Below are 16,309 nucleotides of genomic sequence, written 5' to 3'. Positions count from 1 at the left end.
GCTTCTGGATGGCCACCCTTTCTCCATCGAGCACAATGGAACCTCGCTGGCTGCCGCCTCGATGAGCAAATCCACGGCCTCTCTTATGCTCCCCTGTCTTGCCGCATAACGTTTCGATTTCTTCGAGAATCAAAGCTCCTACGTAGCCGAGTGCAAATTCGCGCACACGGGAATCGAGGCTGGTTCGAATATAATCCCGAAATTCATCGGCCGCCAGGCTTTGTGTTTGACTGCTTTCTGCCTGTTCGTTCTTCTTCATCTGGAACCCTCCGTAAGGGAATGTGGTGTTCGGCCCATTTTGGGCCAGGGTTCCGCCTTTTCAAACTCTAACTAAATTCGGGACATAATCGCGACCCGGCATGAAAAGCCCGACAGCAAAGGCAATCGCAGAACATAACGAGCGCATGGCCATGAGTGGCGGGTATAGACTGCCCGTGAAAATGGTATCGTTTACGAATGACAATACGGGCAACCGTGAGGCGAGTGTCTTGTTAGCTGAGGATCTTCCGGGTGCGATGACCATCGAAACGGTTGAGGTCTTGCCCGGCAAAGAGACGGTATATAACCTATCCGTAGAGGATGCACATAGTTATTTCGTCGGGGAAGACGGAGTGTTGGTGCATAATGAGCCATACGCTCTGAATTTCCATAAAGGAACAGCTGTGATGAGTAGCGTAGAGATACAAAAGGCAAGGAAGAGCGATACACTTGTATTTCAGGGGAGGACATATAAAAGATATGTCGATAAATCCGGTAATGTGTTTTTTGTTTACCAGAATGCTACCACGGGCGCATATTCCTTGGTGAAAATAACAGATTATGGGACTATCGTGGCGACAAATCCCTACGATGCCACCAAGGTTCAGGAGTATTGCGCTAATGGGGAACTCGTAGGGGTTAATAAGCTCAAGGAGGGGCAAGTAATGTTGGATTGGAGCGGTTCGCCGAAAACAGATTCAACGGGGAACGTGCAGGTTGCGGGACCGGGTGCCCGGCTACCGACTATGACCGCTGTAAATAGTCTTTTTGATCCGAACAGACCCAATGTCATTAAAGGCGTAACGTATCCGCCTGGACATGGGGGTATAGATCAATTCACTAAGGGTGGTGGTGATCTCGAAGGGAAGTATCCATCAGTTGCAGTTTCTCCCGGTGTCGTGAAGCAAGTAGGCAGTGATGGTCGCGGGAATTATGTTATTATAAGTCATGGCGACGGTGTTGAGACTACATATATGCACAATACGAATGTGCTCGTGAAGCCGGGGCAACCTGTAGCAGCAGGGCAGGTTGTCGCTATTTCCGGTAACACCGGTCTCTCTACCGGACCACATCTCCATTTTGAGCTTAATATTGGCTATGGAGCACGAGATAAGAAGATCAATCCGATTAAATTTAACTGGGATGAACATGAGAGACGTCAAAATGCGAAACCACAGATCAAGGCTAAGTAAGCAATCAATGATTGCTGCTTTATTCTTTTTAACGCCGATTATTTGCGCTTGTAAGGGAGAGCTGCCAGAGGAGGCGGTTTCGGTATCAAAGCAGCATAAGCAAAATCGAAATAGCGTATCATCAAGTGCAGAATTGCATGAATATCTTGGCGAATGGGGTTTCGTTAAAGATGGCCATAGAATGGATGACCAAGTTTTAGGCATCTATCATAGTGATGGTCAAGAAAAAGTTGCCTTCGACATTGCAGGTATGGGATTTACCGCTCCGATTAGAAGCTTCTCTTGTGAGGGGCGACTTTGCACGCTCGTCTTTGAATACGAGAATCCCGATTATCAAGAAACGATTTACAAGATTGTTTTTCGTAGTATCAGCAATACGGAAGTTGAAATCGTTGACGCACCAGAACTGCTTCACAGCATGATGCTGACGGGATACCGGTTTCGCCGTGGGCCATAGGTAAGCCCCAGATCGTAGCCAGTCCATGTGCGGATGAGCTGTGATCGTCTCTCCCGTTAACCTGCGTCGAGTAGGGTCGCCCCTTTCGCCTAACGATCAATTTCCCGAAGTGCCCGCCCGGCGGGCATTTGGCGAAGCCCAAGGGCCGTTCTCTAACAGGAGCGGCTTTTTTTATGCAAGGGCAAAGCGGCCCGCCGCGGGAAATTCGGTGTTAGGCGAAGGGGAAAACGCGTGGAGCCGGGCTCACCAGCTCTCACCTGCACGGGAGTAGCAACCTTGCGCCGGGAAAAGATTCGCGGTGAGAGCTGGACGCGAGCCCGGCGTGGTCTGCATACGTGGTCAGAAGGTGGCCAGCGCTTGCACAGCCGGCACTGTTCGGCTTCCAGAAAAGGAGTGGACGAAAAGCCGTGATGCGAAGAGCTTAGGAAGCGAGGTAGATGGCGATGGCTAAGATGACGCTGGACGAAGTGAGAGAGGCGGTAAAGGCGCTGACGCCAGAAGAGCAGGCAATTCTGGCGCATGACCTCCTGAAGCCAGGAACAGGTATGACTCTCGATATAGAAAAGGCGTGGGTTGCCGAATCGGCTCGACGTTATCAGGAAATCCTGAACGGTGAAGTTGAAACAATCCCAGCGGAGCAAGTCTTTGAAAGGATCGAGAGAGCCCGTGCAGAGGGTCGTCCGGTTTCATCCCTCATCTGAGAGAGAGCTTGCCGAAGCGGTAGACTTTTTGAATGATGAAGCTCCGGGTCTTGGTTTCAGGCTGTCAGGGGAAGTGAAAGAGACAATCAGCAAGATACTGCGATTCCCTGAAACCTATGCTATCATCGAGGAATCTGTCAGAGGAGCATCGCTGGATGTTTTCCGCTACACGATCTTTTACGAATTCGATAAAGAATCAGATCAGATTTTCGTTGTAGCAATCGCCCACCAGAGCCGCCATCCCAATTACTGGAAAGAGCGCCTCAGGGACATTCCTGAATGACGCCCCCAGGCCCGTCTCGCATGGCGAGCTTCCTCTTCCGATCTTGCAGCAGCGGAAAGCCAGTAGATTCACAGAACGGAAGGCACTGAGATGAAACACCGTCTGGCCTTGCTTGCCCTTCTTATTCTTTCTGGCCATACCCTTGAGGCTCACTCAATCACGGGCTCATGGTACGATGCAAGAACCTTGCAGAAAATCCAGGATAGCGATGATCCAGCGGGCAAATCACATCACGGCATTATTGAAGGTTTCAGTATATGGTACGACAGCAATCGTCGGCTCTGTTATGAAGCAAATCTCGGTATGTACGGGTTTATGTATGCAGAGAATGTTTACATTGTTCCCGTGAGTAATTCTATTGTTGAGATTCGCTTTAAGAGTAGCAAGAGGAAAAAGACAATCACACTGCTTCGCTTCGTCTTTTTATCAAAGGATACAGGCTACATCGCCAGCGTGGGTGGCCCGCCCTTGCCCGAACTGCGCAACTGGGTCTTCAAGAAGGCAACCCCTGACCCGTTTTCGTATCTCTGGCAATCTGCTGGAAAAGGCACAGGCTTGCCGCCTCTGGAGTAAGAGGTGCTTGCCGATGCAATCGCACCACCGGCCGATCTTCCCGTCCTCTTCGCCTAACGCAGAAGCAGTGCCGGCAGAACGCGAGAGTACTGCATCGCATCGGTGCGAACCTGTTCGAGGCCGTTGTTAAGAGAAAGCGGTCGTAGGACGCTTCGCAGATCGGCCAGCTCGATTCTGCCCTCTCTGTAATCGTAAGAGACGTCGACGAAGTGCATGGCGCGGGCGACGGCCTTTTCAATCAGATCACGCACGTCGCCGCCCGTCATCTGTTCGCCGGTGACGGGATGCGGCGTCGCCGGTAGCTTTTCAAAATCCAGATGGGCCCGCGCACGATGCGGTCCGTAGCCGGCGTTGGCGATCGTATCGAAGGCGCCGTTAAGGCGTCGGTTCAGCCAGACGACGAAGCGACTCAGCGGACGGTTCTGGAATAGCCCGATAATACGGTTCGCTTTTCTGTAGGCGCGCTGCACGATGCGCCGCACATGATCGGCATCGACATCAATGCGATGACCGGTGCGCAGGGCGTCGGCATAGGCGGGCAGGATGGCCTTCTTCTCTTCGCTGCTGAGGGCGATGCGCGCGCTGAGCCGGAATTCCTGAAGACTCTGGTTCCTGAGTCCGAGAATATGATAGTCCATGCAGGTTTCAAACAGACGATGGCGGCTCTCTGCATGCTTGCGTTCCAGCGGATCGGGCGCATAATAGTTACCCGTCGACGAGTACACATACGGATGAAAGATCGTGTCGGCGGCTATATGCGTGAGGAAGCCGCAGGCGAAGGCAAGCAGCTGCGACGATCGCACGGGGTCGCTCTCTCGTAGCGTGCGGCTCTGATCGAGCAGGGCCACGACATGCAGCATCGTATCTTCGGCGTCCCGACCGTGGATGATCTCACCCCAGGCGACCTTTGATTTCTCGCCGAAGACGGTTGAATCATAATAAAAAAGATCGGGCGCTACGGAGCCGAAGTTATACACCCTTTCATTCTTGAAAAGGTGCGGCCTCAGCTCGGGATGACATCGTTCTGCAACGATGCCGGCAATGTGAATATGTGAGATTTCTTTAGGCATGGTTTCGTCGGTTCTATGGTTCTATCGGTCGGTTTTAACAGGCTGCTGAAAAAGCAGCCTGATAAGGCAAAATCTTCTGTAAGTCAAAAGGACGGCCGTTACGGGAGGATGACGGCTGTATGACCGTGACGGACTTTCGCGACACGCCCGCTTTACGGCAGGGCAACAAGCAGATGGTCGTCGCTGAGACGGAACTCCGCCCTGGCTCCAGGGCCAAAGGCGAAGCTTGTTTCAGGCTGTGCATCGACGATAATCTCGCCGTCCATCTCAGAGATGATCTCAAGCGTATCTCCACGATTCAGGGTGCGGTACAGATATCTGTAGTAATGCTGTTTGTGAAAGCCCGGCTCCCTTGCCACAAAGCGAAAGATCTGCTCGTCTCGCGCAAACGTCGGATCTTCATAGATCTGCATCGTATGGGGCAGACAGTTGTGAAACCATCCCGTCGACCCCGCTCCCGTCGATAAAAGCAGGCCGGAGCTTTTCTGCTCCTCCCACGGTTCGTCGTTGATTCGAATATAATACCGGCTCATCGCATCGGCAAACGCGTTTCGAATACCCGTCTCTGAGATGCAGGGGCCGGTAGCGATCGTCTTTCCATCCGGATGGTGGATCTGACCCTCGATCATCGTCCATGTTTCAAAGTGATCGGGGAAGCGGGGATTTTGCGTGCATTCGAGAAACGATTGTGTCGTGAAATGCACAAGCGCCCCCGATGACGTGCGCGGATCGGAGTTGATGCCGATCAACGGTCGAATTCCCGCGAAACGAGCGACGTAGATGAAGTGATTGTCGCCGCCCAGGCTGACAAGGGCTCCGTACTTCATCACAAGATCGGGAGAAAGATCCTCTCTATAGATAAAATCGGCGCGGTCGCCGAGGCCTTTCTGTAAAAGCTCGATCGATTCGAGCTGTCGCAGATGCGACCCATATACACGGCGAAAGATATTATTCTGCAGTCTGTAGATGCGCCTGGCCTCGCGCGCCGAGCCAAAGCGCTCCACGTCGCGCTGCCATTTCGTGCGCTTCATGCAGATGAGAAAATCTTTCTGCTGCATCTGACTCATAACAGGCTTTATGGCTTCACGGCCACATAGAGGATAGAGGCGCCGAAGAACAGACGACGGAACGTGACGTTTTGAAATCCGACCTGTTTCAGTTCTTTGACGATCTCTTCAGGCTCGGGAAAGGCGAAGGCCGAATGCGGCAGGTATTCGTACATCTCGTGCTTGCCGCCCTGCAAGAGGTATCCAATGCGCGGGATGATATGCTTCATGAAGAAAAAGGCGAACGGCTCAAGAAACTTCGGGCGGATCGAGCCCACCTCAAGTATACCGTAGCGACCGCCGCGTTTGAGCACGCGGAAGATCTCTTCGAAGCAGCGATGCCGATCGGTCACATTGCGCACGCCGTAGCCTGTCGTGACGGCATCGAATCGATCGGTAAAGGCGGCGGGCAGGGCGGTCGCATCTTCCTGCCTGATCTCGATGCGATCTTTGAGATCGGTGGGGCGGATGCGTTTTTCAAGAACGGAGAGCATGCCGGCCGAGAAGTCGGCGGCGACGACCTCACAGAGCGGATTTGCCCTGGCCATGAGGATCGCCAGATCGCCGCTGCCGCAGCAGAGATCAAGCGCCGCCGCGGCCTGTTTTGCCTGGATGGCGCGCACGGTGCGTCTTTTCCACAGGCGATGCATGCCAAACGTGAAAAGGTCGTTGAAAAGGTCGTAGCGTTCGGCGATTTCGTCGAAGTTTTTCTGAATATAGCCGGCCTTTTCCTGTTTTTCAGGGAGGCGGAAGCTGGACGTCGTCATAGATGATTCCTGATCTCAAATAATTTTCTATTGATTTTCCCGACCGGAACGCGAAGTTCGCTCAATACATATACAGCGTTTCCTTAACCCATGGCAGAGCAAACAAAAATCGCAGATTCCATCCAGTCCGATGTCATGCCGTTGCGTGAAGCAACGGATAACGTGACGGCGCTTGAGGCGCGGGGCGACTTCAAATACAAGGGCATCTTCGGGCTCTACAACTACGTCCTTGAATCGACCAACCGCTTCTCGACCAATCGCATTCTGCCCGAGCTCGGCCAGCTCAAACGAGAGGTTCCGCTGCCCGAAAACAAGTTCGACGAATACATCACGGAGCTGACCGGTCGGGGAAGCATGAAGGTTCCGATGATGCTGATGTTCCCGTCCATCGATTTTATCTCGTCGTCGGGCAAGATGAGCGAAATGGCCATCCTCTGCCGCCCCACACAGTCCGACGGAACATCGGCCAAACGATATGTGGAATTTTACAGACAGAAATCCGTCGAAGCTCTGAATTCATGGCTGCGCTTCAATGAAAGCCACTGGCTTGATATGGATGTCGACAGCCTGTACAGATCGGTCTCGCAGGGAGCGATTCAGAACACGCATGCCGGTGCGGTGATTGCGAAGTTCTTTGTGCTTGCCTTTGATCGCAAACCCGAGCAGAAGACGGCCACCTACAAGACCTATGTACGCCCGATCATCCAGCAGCTTATAGACGAGAAGAAGCTCCTGTATCTTAAAGATGCGGCGTTGAACTTTCATACGATTCAGTTCGCCGATGAGCCGAGCCTGAAACATCGCGTCGAGCTGCTCTCTGCATGCTGCGCGACGGCGATTCCGGGCTTTCAGAATCCGGTGGAGCTTGATCCCGATCGCATCTCAGAGCAGGTGGAGCAGCACTATCGCGGCAACATATCGCCGGCGCAGAGACAGGTCGTCGCCGAGCTGCGCCTTGTTCTCGCCGAATTCCAGCGACTGCTGCGAAACCGTCGCGAGAAAGAGCAGAAGGATCAACTCGGTAATGCCCTTACCGACCTGACCAAGCTCGACCATGTCGTTCCGACGACGCACTTTCGCAACTGGGACGAGGAATTCGTGCGCAGGGTTCTGTCGTTACCCGACGTTCTCAACGTCGAGTTCCCGCTTCGCGGAAAGGTGTTTACGTTCTTGCTTGCAAAACCGAAGATTTATCCGGCCGTGATCGCCGCGCGCAAGAGCCTTGACGAGAAGGGCGACGAGACGGAGGTCCGCATTCTGAGTTCGATGGGCGTGGGTCGTCATCTGGAAGGCGATCAGCTGCATGCCTTTGAAGACCTTGAAGATCGCATCTTCTTTGATCGTCTGCCTTTCTTTACCAGGCTGTGGCGCGCTCTTTTCGGCCGTCGTCGCATCTCAAAAGAAGAGAGCGTGATGATTCGCGAGCGTATGCGCAAAGAGGAGCTTGAAGAGCAGATACAGATCAAGAAGAAAGACGCCGAGCGCACGACGCGTCGTATCGCCGAAGAGCAGATCGAAAAGAAAAAGAAAGGGCCGACCGACGACGATGTCGTACCCGCCAATACCTTCGAAGAGCAGACGGCAAAGACGAAGGAATCCATGCGTATCGACGAACGGGCCGAAGAGGTGCTGCGCAAGGTCATCGATCTGCTTGACGCCGCCTGGGATCGCAAAGAATTGCCAAACAGAACAAACGTTCTCGACGGCGTGCCCGAATTCGAAGGGAACGAAGATACGATGATCTTCTTCCTGAAAAAATACGGACGAAAGCAGATCTATTCGTTTCGCGTCATGCGCGAAGATCCTAAGTTCCTGTGGCCGATTCTGATCAGCCGGCGTTATATTCAGCGGCACGGTAAGCGTCTGCTTCGAGAATCCATGGACGAGGCCGATCGTCAACGCAAGGCGATGATGCCCGAGCAGGAGAAGTTCGACGTTGCAACGGCCATCGAGGATTTTCTCACGAAGCTCATGGCCCGTCGTTAAGCAGGGTTTTTTTCGTTGGACGAGCGCAGGGGCGTGGTTTTTTTGAGACACCATGTCTGCACGCCCGACGGAAACCGCTCCTGACGAAATCCCCGCCGACAGTCGCCGCGACTTCCGGCGTACCAAAATCATCTGTACGATCGGCCCGGCAACAAGCAGCTCCGAGATGATCGCCGAGCTGGCAAAAGCCGGCATGAACGTCGCCCGCATCAACATGTCGCACGGCAATCAGGAGAGCCACGGCAAAGTCATCCGACAGATCAAGAATCTGAACAAGAAACTGAATCATCCCATTTCTATATTGATGGATCTTCAGGGCCCTGAGATCCGCACCGGCGAGATTGAAAGCAATCTGCAGCTGAACGTAGGCGAGATCTTCACGTTCACCGTGCTGCCCGACGTGAATATCGAAGAGAAAAGCGTACACGTGAACTATCGCGACATGGTGAAGGATCTGAAGAAAGGCGATCGCATCACCGTCGATAATGGACTCATAAATCTGCAGGTGCTTGAAGTGAACGAGGGGCAGCTACGCTGCCGCGTTCTTGAGGGCGGTAAGCTCGGTTCGCGCAAACACATCAATCTGCCGGGTGTTCGCGTGAACATGCCGTCCATTACCGAAAAGGACAAGTTAGACATACGGTTTGCCGTCGAAAACGATCTGGACTTCATCGCCCTTTCGTTCGTACGTATGGCCAGCGATGTCGCAGAGGCCCGGCAACTTATCGCGGACCTGGACGGTCATGCGCAGATCATCGCCAAGATCGAGAATCAGGAAGGCATTGATAACTTCGACGCCATTCTTGCCGAAGCGGACGGCATCATGGTGGCCCGGGGCGACCTCGGTGTGGAGATTGATCTCGAAGACCTGCCCGTCGTGCAACGAGAGATGGTTCGCAAATGCATTGAAGCGGGTAAGCCCGTCATTGTCGCCACTCACATGCTTGAAAGCATGATCGAGAATCCGATGCCGACGCGCGCCGAGGTGACCGACGTGGCGAACGCCGTTCACGAGCAGGCCGATGCCATCATGCTGTCCGGTGAAACGGCCGCCGGCAAGTATCCTGTGAAATGTGTGCAGACCCTGGATCGGATCGCACGTCGTATCGAGAAAGAGAGCGGTCTGAATTTTCACCTGCGTCGTAAACCCGAAGATACTCGCGAGAACCTGGCGCGCAACGCCGTCCTGCTTGCCGACTCGATTCAGGCCCCGGCCATCCTCGTGATTACAAGACGCGGCATGCTGGCCCGTCAGGTGGCAACGTACAGGCCGAGGCATTCGATCATCTATGCCTTTACGAATATGACAAGTACGCGTCGCAAGCTGTGGCTTGTGCGTGGAGTCGTACCCTTCATCATGGATTTTTCAAAAGATCCCGAAAACACGATCCGTAAAGGATTCGAGCGTCTGCGCGAACGCAATCGGGTCAGACCGGGCGATTCGATCGTCGTCGTATCGGATGTCGCCGCCGGCGATCAGCGCGTGACGAGCATCCAGGTCCGCACGTTCGGATAACATGCGTAGCTGCGTTCTCTGGCCCTGAAACAGAGCCCGATCCTTCCCGGTCATTATCTTGATCCGTCGTTGATCTATCGGAGCAGGATCGGCAGTCAAGGACGATGACGGTTTTCAAGAACCGGGAGCAAAGGAGCGAAGACGCGACCGGTCAGCTCCTCATAGCAGATACCGCTCAGATGCAGTGCATCGACAAAGGCACGGCAGCGAAGCGGCTTTTCTGACTCCGGATCGGAATAGAGAAAGGTATCCGTACTGGCTAGAGCCTGGACGACCGTGTTCTGAAAGCTGCCATCTGTTTCCTGCACGATTTTTTCAAAGGCATGCGAAACGACGGGTTTATAGACGAGCAGAGGGATGCCTTCTCGCTTTGCATGAGCAAGCAACTTCTTGAAAAGCAGGAGCTGGGTGGCAGAGGGCCGTCCGTCACCGAGGACGCGATCACGGACCAGCATCGCATCGCGTGAAAGGGCTTCTTCATCGGCCTCGATCTTCAGAGGATTCGGTATTCCGCCCAGATGCTCTCTGTTTGAGAGCTCTATGAGCTTTTTATGCTGCCAGCGAAACTCAAGATGTCGCAGGCCGGTATCACTGACAGTCCGATAATTTTCGATGATGTTTTTTGGGTCCAGAGGATAGCGGTAGAGAGCGAACAGGTATTTCAGGAAGAAAGTATCGGCCTCGTCTGGCCGGAATCCGCCGCTCACAGGATCATCGGGATTCAGAAAGTCCGTATGTTCGAGAACGAAGCGCGGATCAAAGTCATACTGAAGAGCGAAAGCCAGCGACGGATTCCCGAAGTTAACCAGGTCGGCTTCAAGCATCATGAAAGCCGGCTTTATGCCGTTCTTCTTCAGAAGATCGGCATAATAATAGGCATGGGCGATACCGCCCATGGGCACGCTGAAGTTGTAAGTAGCGGTGCCGGGCAATACCTTTTCGATTTCCAGGGTATCAAATTCGGCAGATCGCGAGCTTCCGAGGATAACGCCGATGCGCCGCCCCTCATTGATATGCTCAGGATGCTCGGCGATCAGTTGATCGAGAAGATCGCGCCGCGAATCGTACATATCCGGCTCGACTTTTTTATAAAGCAGGACTCGGTCCCGAACCGCTCCGATGTAGAAGATCTTATCGAGCGCAAAGAGAAGGGCAAAAAGGAGAAGCGGAAGCAGAAGAATGCGGTGGCGCAATAGATCCATGTTTTTCTCCTCGTTCGGGGGAATTTCAGAATTGGAAGTAGATAAAACTCTGTCCGCCAGGCGCATAGAGTCCGAGAAGCCATATCACGACGAAGGCGGCGACAAAGAGTAAAGCCCATGCCGTTTGCGGTCGGATTTCAATCGACTTTGATCTGTATTGCAGATAGTTGAAGCCGAATACAAAAGCCGTCATGCTCAGAATCATGCCCGAATCGGTACGAAGGCCGGATGCTGCATCGAGTAACCGCTCAAACATCGTCAGTGTATGAGATACGCTCGGTGCATTGAAGAAGGCAGCTCCGAAGAGAAAGGCCGAAAAGCTGTAAACAACGCCGATCAGGCTGAGCACGAAAGCGGACGATCTGTTCTGCATCAGGCGATCGAGAATAACGGGTAATCTCGTCTTTGTTGAAAGGAAGCGCTCGATAACAAGCAGCACACCCGCCGTAAATCCCCATATAAAGAACGTATAGTTCGCTCCATGCCACAGGCCGCCGGCGACGAATGTAAGAAGCAGATTGAATTGACTGCGCATCTGAGATGTGCGCGAACCACCGAGCGGAATATAAATATAGTCCCTGAGCCATGTTGAGAGCGTGATGTGCCATCTGCGCCAGAACTCCGACACCGTTCGGCTTAAGAAGGGGCCCGAAAAGTTCTCGGGCAGTTCGAGGCCAAGAAGCAGACCCATGCCGCGGGCAAGATCCGTATAACCCGAGAAGTCGGCGTATACCTGTGCCGCATAACCGAGGATGGCAAACGCCGACGATACCCCATCATAGAGCTCTGGATTGCGGTAAACGGGGTGGACGACGGCGGCCAGGTTATCGGCGATCAGCACCTTCTTGATGAGTCCGATGAGCAGCAGGCTTACTCCGCGAACTATGTTCTTCTGGTCGGGCGTAATGCGATCCAGCTGGAAGAAGAAATCGCTGTGCCGCATGATCGGCCCGGCCACAAGCTGCGGAAAGAACAGGATAAACACGTAGAACTCGAGAAGAGAATCCCGCCGTTCGATGCGCCCTCTGTAAACGTCAACGACGTAGGCGACGATCTGAAACGTATAAAAGCTGATGGCAAGCGGCAAAAGAATCGAGGAGATGCCGAAGCTTTCGTTCAGAGTGCTATTGAGCTGTGCCGATGTGAATCCCGCCCAGCCCGTAACGTCAAATAGGATTTCGAGCAAAAAGTAGAAGTACTTAAAGAAAAAGAGATTGGCGAAATCGATGGTGAGAATAACGGCCAGGATTCGGCCACTCTTTCGCCGCTGAAGTAACCTGACAAAGGCAAAATTAAGAAGAACGATAGAGGCAAAATGCAGGAAAAACGGAATAGACCAGGCGGCGTAAAAAAGCGATGAGGCGAGGGCAAGAAAGGCAAGACGGCTCCGGCCACGTAGAGCCCAGTAGACGATATAAACGACAAGGAAGAAGGCAAGGAACCCGAAGGTCGTGAATCTCAACGCTCTGCTCCCGGTTCTTTTCGAAACAACTCCGGGTCTTCTTTACGTAGAAATTGTTCGACGGCCGTATAGAAGATGCCCGTGAAGCGTTCCGCCCCCTGGCGATTCAGGTGGATGGTATCGTAGAAAAGGTTAAGGTTATCCGGTCCGTCGAGGGTCGTGCGTAGATCGATAATGGACGGATAAAATCCCTCTTTTGCCAGCTCTTCCTGCCACACCCTGATGCGGTCCGGGTCGCGCGCCGGTGTTACCATTTCAGAATAAGGAGCGAATACGGTTACAAGCTTGAGGTTATGCTTTCGCGCCTCCGCATGCAGATTTTTCAGTCGCAGGAAGAAAAGTGTTCTCCATGTATTTTCGCCCGGTTTCGCTCGCGGATCATCAAGCGCCATTCTGCACGTGTCGAGCACGGCCGTGCGGTGCGGCTCGTCGGTAACCTGCTTCCCATCCGCATCGATAAATGGCACGCCGCTGATGGCGTTCTTTTCGCATTCCTCTGGATTGCGACCGTAAGCAGAGATGGCATAGAGGTTCTGATTCAGATAAACGACGTCGGGCACTTCTTTCTTTTTCTGTCGCGCGAGCGATTTGAGGCGGCGCGGCGGGTTGAGAAAAAAGTCGCGCATATCGCCCTGGTAGGTCAGCGTGCGCAGATAAAAGAAGGCATAGTCGCGCGGAGTCAACGTGAATTGATGCTCTCTTAGCAGTTGAAGAGTTTCTGCTCGCGGAAACTGAGCGAGCATGCTACGGTTGGCGGGCTCAAGCTCATGGCGTGACTGGTAGGGAAAGTTCACCTCTGCGACATGGATGATCCACCGCACTTCGGGCATGGCCGGAGCGAGATCTCGCAGAACGGCATGTTGCGTTTCCACCATCGCCGCCTGAGTAGCCGCGCTCTGAAAACGCAGTCCGCTATCGCCGGCGGCCTTATTCAGATCGGGAACAAGCAGACCCTGATAGGCAACGGACGTCCCCAGGATGAGGACGTTCGGCTTATACGATGTTCCTTTCACAACCGTGCGGATGCGATTGACGTTGAAGGCGAAGGATTCCGGTTTTAATACGGAGCGGTACAGACCGGTTTGTAAAAACAGCTCAAGGGCGAGAATAAAACCTGCCGGAATATAGCAAACCGGACTTTTGAGGAATTTCCACAATTCCGATGACACCGGGACACGCTGCTTTCGGCCTGCAGGCTGTCAAGCGATGAGACGTCATGCAGAGTATTGTAAGGGCTTGCTTTCTGCCCCTGTTCTGGTTTCTTTGGATACGTATGGCGAACCCTCTGATAGACGAACTCTTACCGTATGTACCGTTTCATAAGTTGAAGGCTGGCGATTTTCTGCCGGCGCTACAGCATTTTCGCAAGGTCGCAGAGGAGCGCCTCGCGGCCATCCGCGCGAATACAGGCGCTGCGGATTTCGAGAATACGATTCTCGCCATTGAGACCTCAGCGGAAGAGCTTGCCGAAGTGAGCTCTGCCTACTACGTTCTTTTCTCGGCTGAAGCGACCTCTGAGATCCAGGCTATCGCTGGCGAGGTATCGTCTTTTCTTGCAGACTTTTCGAGCGATCTCTTCCTTGACGCGAAACTGTTTGAACGAGTAAAGGCCGTTAAAGAGACGGAGGCCGGCGTCGATACGGCCGAGAAACATCGTCTGCTCGATCTCACATATCGTAACTACAGACGGAACGGGGCGCTGCTCTCTGAAGAAAAGAAAGAGAAGCTGCGCGGCATCGACCGTGAGCTTTCACAGCTCGCTCCGGTTTTCTCGGAGCATGTGCTTCGCGCGACCAACGCGTTTACACTGTATCTTGAGCGAGACGATCAGGTGGACGGTCTACCTGAAACGGTTCTCGAACAGGCAGCAGCGCGTGCAAATAAAGAGGGTAAGCAGGGCTGGGTGTTCACACTGCAGTATCCCGACTATATGCCGTTCATGACTTACTGCAAAGATCGTTCTTTGCGCGAAACGATGTACAGGGCCTTTCGGGGGCGCGGCCTTGATGCCGCTACGGATAATCGTCCCGTTATCAAAGACATTCTGCGATTGAGGCATGAGCGAGCGACGCTGCTCGGTTTTGAGACGCATGCCGATTACGTACTCGAGGAGCGGATGGCTGGTAACCGGCAGACGGTGACGGACTTCCTTGAAGATCTACTCGTAAAGGTGCATCCGGCGGCGCAGAAGGAGCTTGAAGAGTTGCGCCATTTTGCGGCGGCAAAGGGCTGTGATGACCTGCAACCCTGGGACCTGCGCTATTTTTCGGAGCAACTGAAAAAAGAGCGCTATGATTTCGATCAGGAGAGCCTTCGTGTCTACTTCCCTCTTGATAAAGTCCTGGACGGCCTCTTCGAGGTGGCCCGTCGACTGTACGGTCTCTCTCTGAAAGAGAGAACCGATGTTCCTGTATATCATGAAGAAGTGCGTGTGTTCGAAGTATCCGATGGCTCGGAACAGGTCGGCCTTTTTTACATGGATCTTTTTCCGCGCGAGACGAAGAAGAGCGGAGCATGGATGACTTCGATTCGTGAGCAGGGGTTGTGCCGCGGAAAGGTCGAGCGACCGCATGTTGGTATCGTTTGCAACTTCACGCGATCTTCTCAGTCAAAGCCCTCTCTGCTAACGCTGGATGAAGTGCGCACGCTCTATCATGAATTCGGGCATGCCCTTCATGGTCTGCTGTCAAATGTCATCTACAGAAGCCTTGCGGGCACGAATGTCTACTGGGATTTTGTGGAGCTGCCGTCACAGATCATGGAGAACTGGACGAGGGAGCGTGAGGCCCTTGACATCTTCGCGCGACATTATGAAACCGACGAGGCGATACCCTCCGATCTTCTCAAGCGCTTGAAAGCAGCGGAGACCTTCCAGGCCGGGATGCAGTTCCTCACACAGCTGAACTATGGGCTGCTCGATATGGCCTACCATACGACGCCACCGGGCATGGTATCGGACATCCAGTCCTTTGAAACGCAGGCAACGCAGCGTTCGACGATCCTGCCCGATCCCGAGGGCCTGTGCATCTCAACCGGTTTCAGTCATATCTTCGCCGGTGGTTATTCAGCCGGATATTATTCCTATAAGTGGGCCGAGGTGCTTGAAGCCGATGCCTTTGAGCTTTTTCGCGAGAAGGGCATCTTTGATGCCGGGACGGCCAGAGCCTTCCGGCAGAATATCCTGGAACGCGGCAACAGCGAGCATCCGATGGATTTGTATATTCGCTTCCGCGGAAGAGCTCCCGATCCTGACGCCCTGTTGCGCCGCGATGGACTGGTGGCCTGATGGGCGGGCAGTATGGAGAAAGCTCTCGCGAGCGGAATGTGCAGGAGTTCTGGTCGAGTTTTTCAAAGGCCTATGATGTCGTATCAAGGCATCTATCAAAGAATCTCGATGGACTCACACTGCCTCAGTTTGAGATCATGAGAATCATAAGCGAGCAGGGGCCGCTCTGTCAGACCGAGATTGCCCGTTGCGCCCTTCGAAGCGGGCCGGGTATGACGTCACTGCTGGATGCTCTGGAACGATCCGGCCTTATCGCCCGAACCAGACGCGAAGATGATCGGCGGTACATCGTTGTAGAGCTGACACAACAGGGGGTCGACCGCCTGGACCGGGCCCGACCGGGCTTTGCTCGTTCGCTTACGGCTCTTTTTGAGCACCTACCAGATGAGGATCTCAGAAAAGCGGCCGGTATCTGCCGTCGTATCGCTCCCTGGCATCCGCATGAAAGTGCCGTCGAGAGCGGGTCGCGGGAATCGGAGTAGCCCGGCCTTCCCAGCCGGCTTTGAGCG

15 protein-coding genes and 1 pseudogene are annotated in these 16,309 nt (G+C 53.7%); 9 read left to right on the top strand and 7 right to left on the bottom strand.

Annotated elements, in window-relative coordinates; translation table 11 throughout:
• A pseudogene (locus LEPIL_RS20895) lies at positions 1-259 on the bottom strand (IS256-like element ISLil1 family transposase); the annotation flags it as partial.
• Positions 260-359: 100 nt separating this feature from the next.
• Here LEPIL_RS20895 and LEPIL_RS22695 point away from each other — a divergent pair.
• The 5 genes from LEPIL_RS22695 (at position 360) to LEPIL_RS20870 (ending at position 3,465) form a co-directional block, all read left to right on the top strand.
• Positions 360-1,451, top strand: a complete 1,092-nt coding sequence (locus LEPIL_RS22695) for a M23 family metallopeptidase (protein WP_002775835.1) — start codon at positions 360-362, stop codon at positions 1,449-1,451.
• A gap of 7 nt (positions 1,452-1,458) precedes the next feature.
• Positions 1,459-1,908, top strand: coding sequence for a hypothetical protein (locus LEPIL_RS20885; RefSeq protein WP_040920846.1), 450 nt, complete (start codon positions 1,459-1,461; stop codon positions 1,906-1,908).
• A 452-nt stretch (positions 1,909-2,360) separates the two neighbouring features.
• Positions 2,361-2,609 (top strand): addiction module protein, encoded by a 249-nt coding sequence (locus tag LEPIL_RS20880; RefSeq protein ID WP_246811975.1) that lies wholly within the window; start codon positions 2,361-2,363, stop codon positions 2,607-2,609.
• Between the two features lie 28 nt (positions 2,610-2,637).
• Positions 2,638-2,892: a type II toxin-antitoxin system RelE/ParE family toxin gene (locus LEPIL_RS23155; protein WP_245826797.1), complete on the top strand. Its 255-nt coding sequence runs from the start codon at positions 2,638-2,640 to the stop codon at positions 2,890-2,892.
• Between the two features lie 90 nt (positions 2,893-2,982).
• Positions 2,983-3,465, top strand: coding sequence for a hypothetical protein (locus tag LEPIL_RS20870; protein WP_002775828.1), 483 nt, complete (start codon positions 2,983-2,985; stop codon positions 3,463-3,465).
• A gap of 53 nt (positions 3,466-3,518) precedes the next feature.
• On the opposite strand, the gene LEPIL_RS20865 is transcribed toward LEPIL_RS20870, so the two are convergent.
• The 3 genes from LEPIL_RS20865 to ubiE all read right to left on the bottom strand — a co-directional run bounded on the left by LEPIL_RS20865 (position 3,519) and on the right by ubiE (position 6,348).
• On the bottom strand, positions 3,519-4,535 hold the full coding sequence (locus LEPIL_RS20865; RefSeq protein ID WP_002775827.1) for a zinc dependent phospholipase C family protein: 1,017 nt from the start codon (positions 4,533-4,535) through the stop codon (positions 3,519-3,521).
• A 152-nt stretch (positions 4,536-4,687) separates the two neighbouring features.
• Complete coding sequence (locus LEPIL_RS20860) at positions 4,688-5,593, bottom strand: NAD(+)/NADH kinase (RefSeq protein WP_143464609.1); 906 nt, start codon at positions 5,591-5,593, stop codon at positions 4,688-4,690.
• Between the two features lie 17 nt (positions 5,594-5,610).
• A complete protein-coding gene (ubiE, locus tag LEPIL_RS20855) occupies positions 5,611-6,348 on the bottom strand; it encodes a bifunctional demethylmenaquinone methyltransferase/2-methoxy-6-polyprenyl-1,4-benzoquinol methylase UbiE (protein ID WP_002775825.1) in 738 nt (245 codons plus the stop codon).
• 90 nt (positions 6,349-6,438) lie between these two features.
• Between ubiE and LEPIL_RS20850 the strand changes: the two genes are divergently transcribed.
• A complete protein-coding gene (locus tag LEPIL_RS20850; protein WP_002775824.1) occupies positions 6,439-8,334 on the top strand; it encodes a hypothetical protein in 1,896 nt (631 codons plus the stop codon).
• A 52-nt stretch (positions 8,335-8,386) separates the two neighbouring features.
• Positions 8,387-9,850 (top strand): pyruvate kinase, encoded by a 1,464-nt coding sequence (gene pyk, locus LEPIL_RS20845; RefSeq protein ID WP_002775822.1) that lies wholly within the window; start codon positions 8,387-8,389, stop codon positions 9,848-9,850.
• 95 nt (positions 9,851-9,945) lie between these two features.
• Here the strand turns inward: pyk and LEPIL_RS20840 are convergent, their stop codons facing one another.
• Genes LEPIL_RS20840 through LEPIL_RS20830 form a run of 3 tightly spaced genes read right to left on the bottom strand, consistent with a single transcriptional unit; the run spans position 9,946 to position 13,683 of the window.
• Positions 9,946-11,052 carry a DUF1574 family protein gene (locus LEPIL_RS20840; protein ID WP_002775821.1) on the bottom strand — a complete coding sequence of 369 codons (1,107 nt, stop codon included), beginning with the start codon at positions 11,050-11,052 and terminating at the stop codon, positions 9,946-9,948.
• A 25-nt stretch (positions 11,053-11,077) separates the two neighbouring features.
• Entirely contained in the window at positions 11,078-12,514 is a 1,437-nt protein-coding gene (locus tag LEPIL_RS20835) for an MBOAT family O-acyltransferase (RefSeq protein WP_002775819.1), read from the bottom strand.
• Positions 12,511-13,683, bottom strand: coding sequence for an SGNH/GDSL hydrolase family protein (locus tag LEPIL_RS20830; protein WP_002775813.1), 1,173 nt, complete (start codon positions 13,681-13,683; stop codon positions 12,511-12,513). Before LEPIL_RS20830 ends, LEPIL_RS20835 begins: the two co-directional genes overlap by 4 nt.
• Before the next feature lie 104 nt (positions 13,684-13,787).
• On the opposite strand from LEPIL_RS20830, the gene LEPIL_RS20825 reads away from it, so the two are divergent.
• Positions 13,788-15,800 carry a M3 family metallopeptidase gene (locus LEPIL_RS20825; protein ID WP_052608562.1) on the top strand — a complete coding sequence of 671 codons (2,013 nt, stop codon included), beginning with the start codon at positions 13,788-13,790 and terminating at the stop codon, positions 15,798-15,800.
• Positions 15,800-16,282 carry a MarR family winged helix-turn-helix transcriptional regulator gene (locus LEPIL_RS22690; RefSeq protein WP_002775809.1) on the top strand — a complete coding sequence of 161 codons (483 nt, stop codon included), beginning with the start codon at positions 15,800-15,802 and terminating at the stop codon, positions 16,280-16,282. The genes LEPIL_RS20825 and LEPIL_RS22690 overlap by 1 nt, the downstream gene beginning before the upstream one ends.
• The last annotated feature ends 27 nt before the right edge of the window (positions 16,283-16,309 follow it).

Source organism: Leptonema illini DSM 21528 (assembly GCF_000243335.1).
In the GTDB taxonomy this organism is placed as follows: domain Bacteria; phylum Spirochaetota; class Leptospiria; order Leptospirales; family Leptonemataceae; genus Leptonema; species Leptonema illini.
This window is presented reverse-complemented; position numbering and strand designations above follow the sequence as displayed.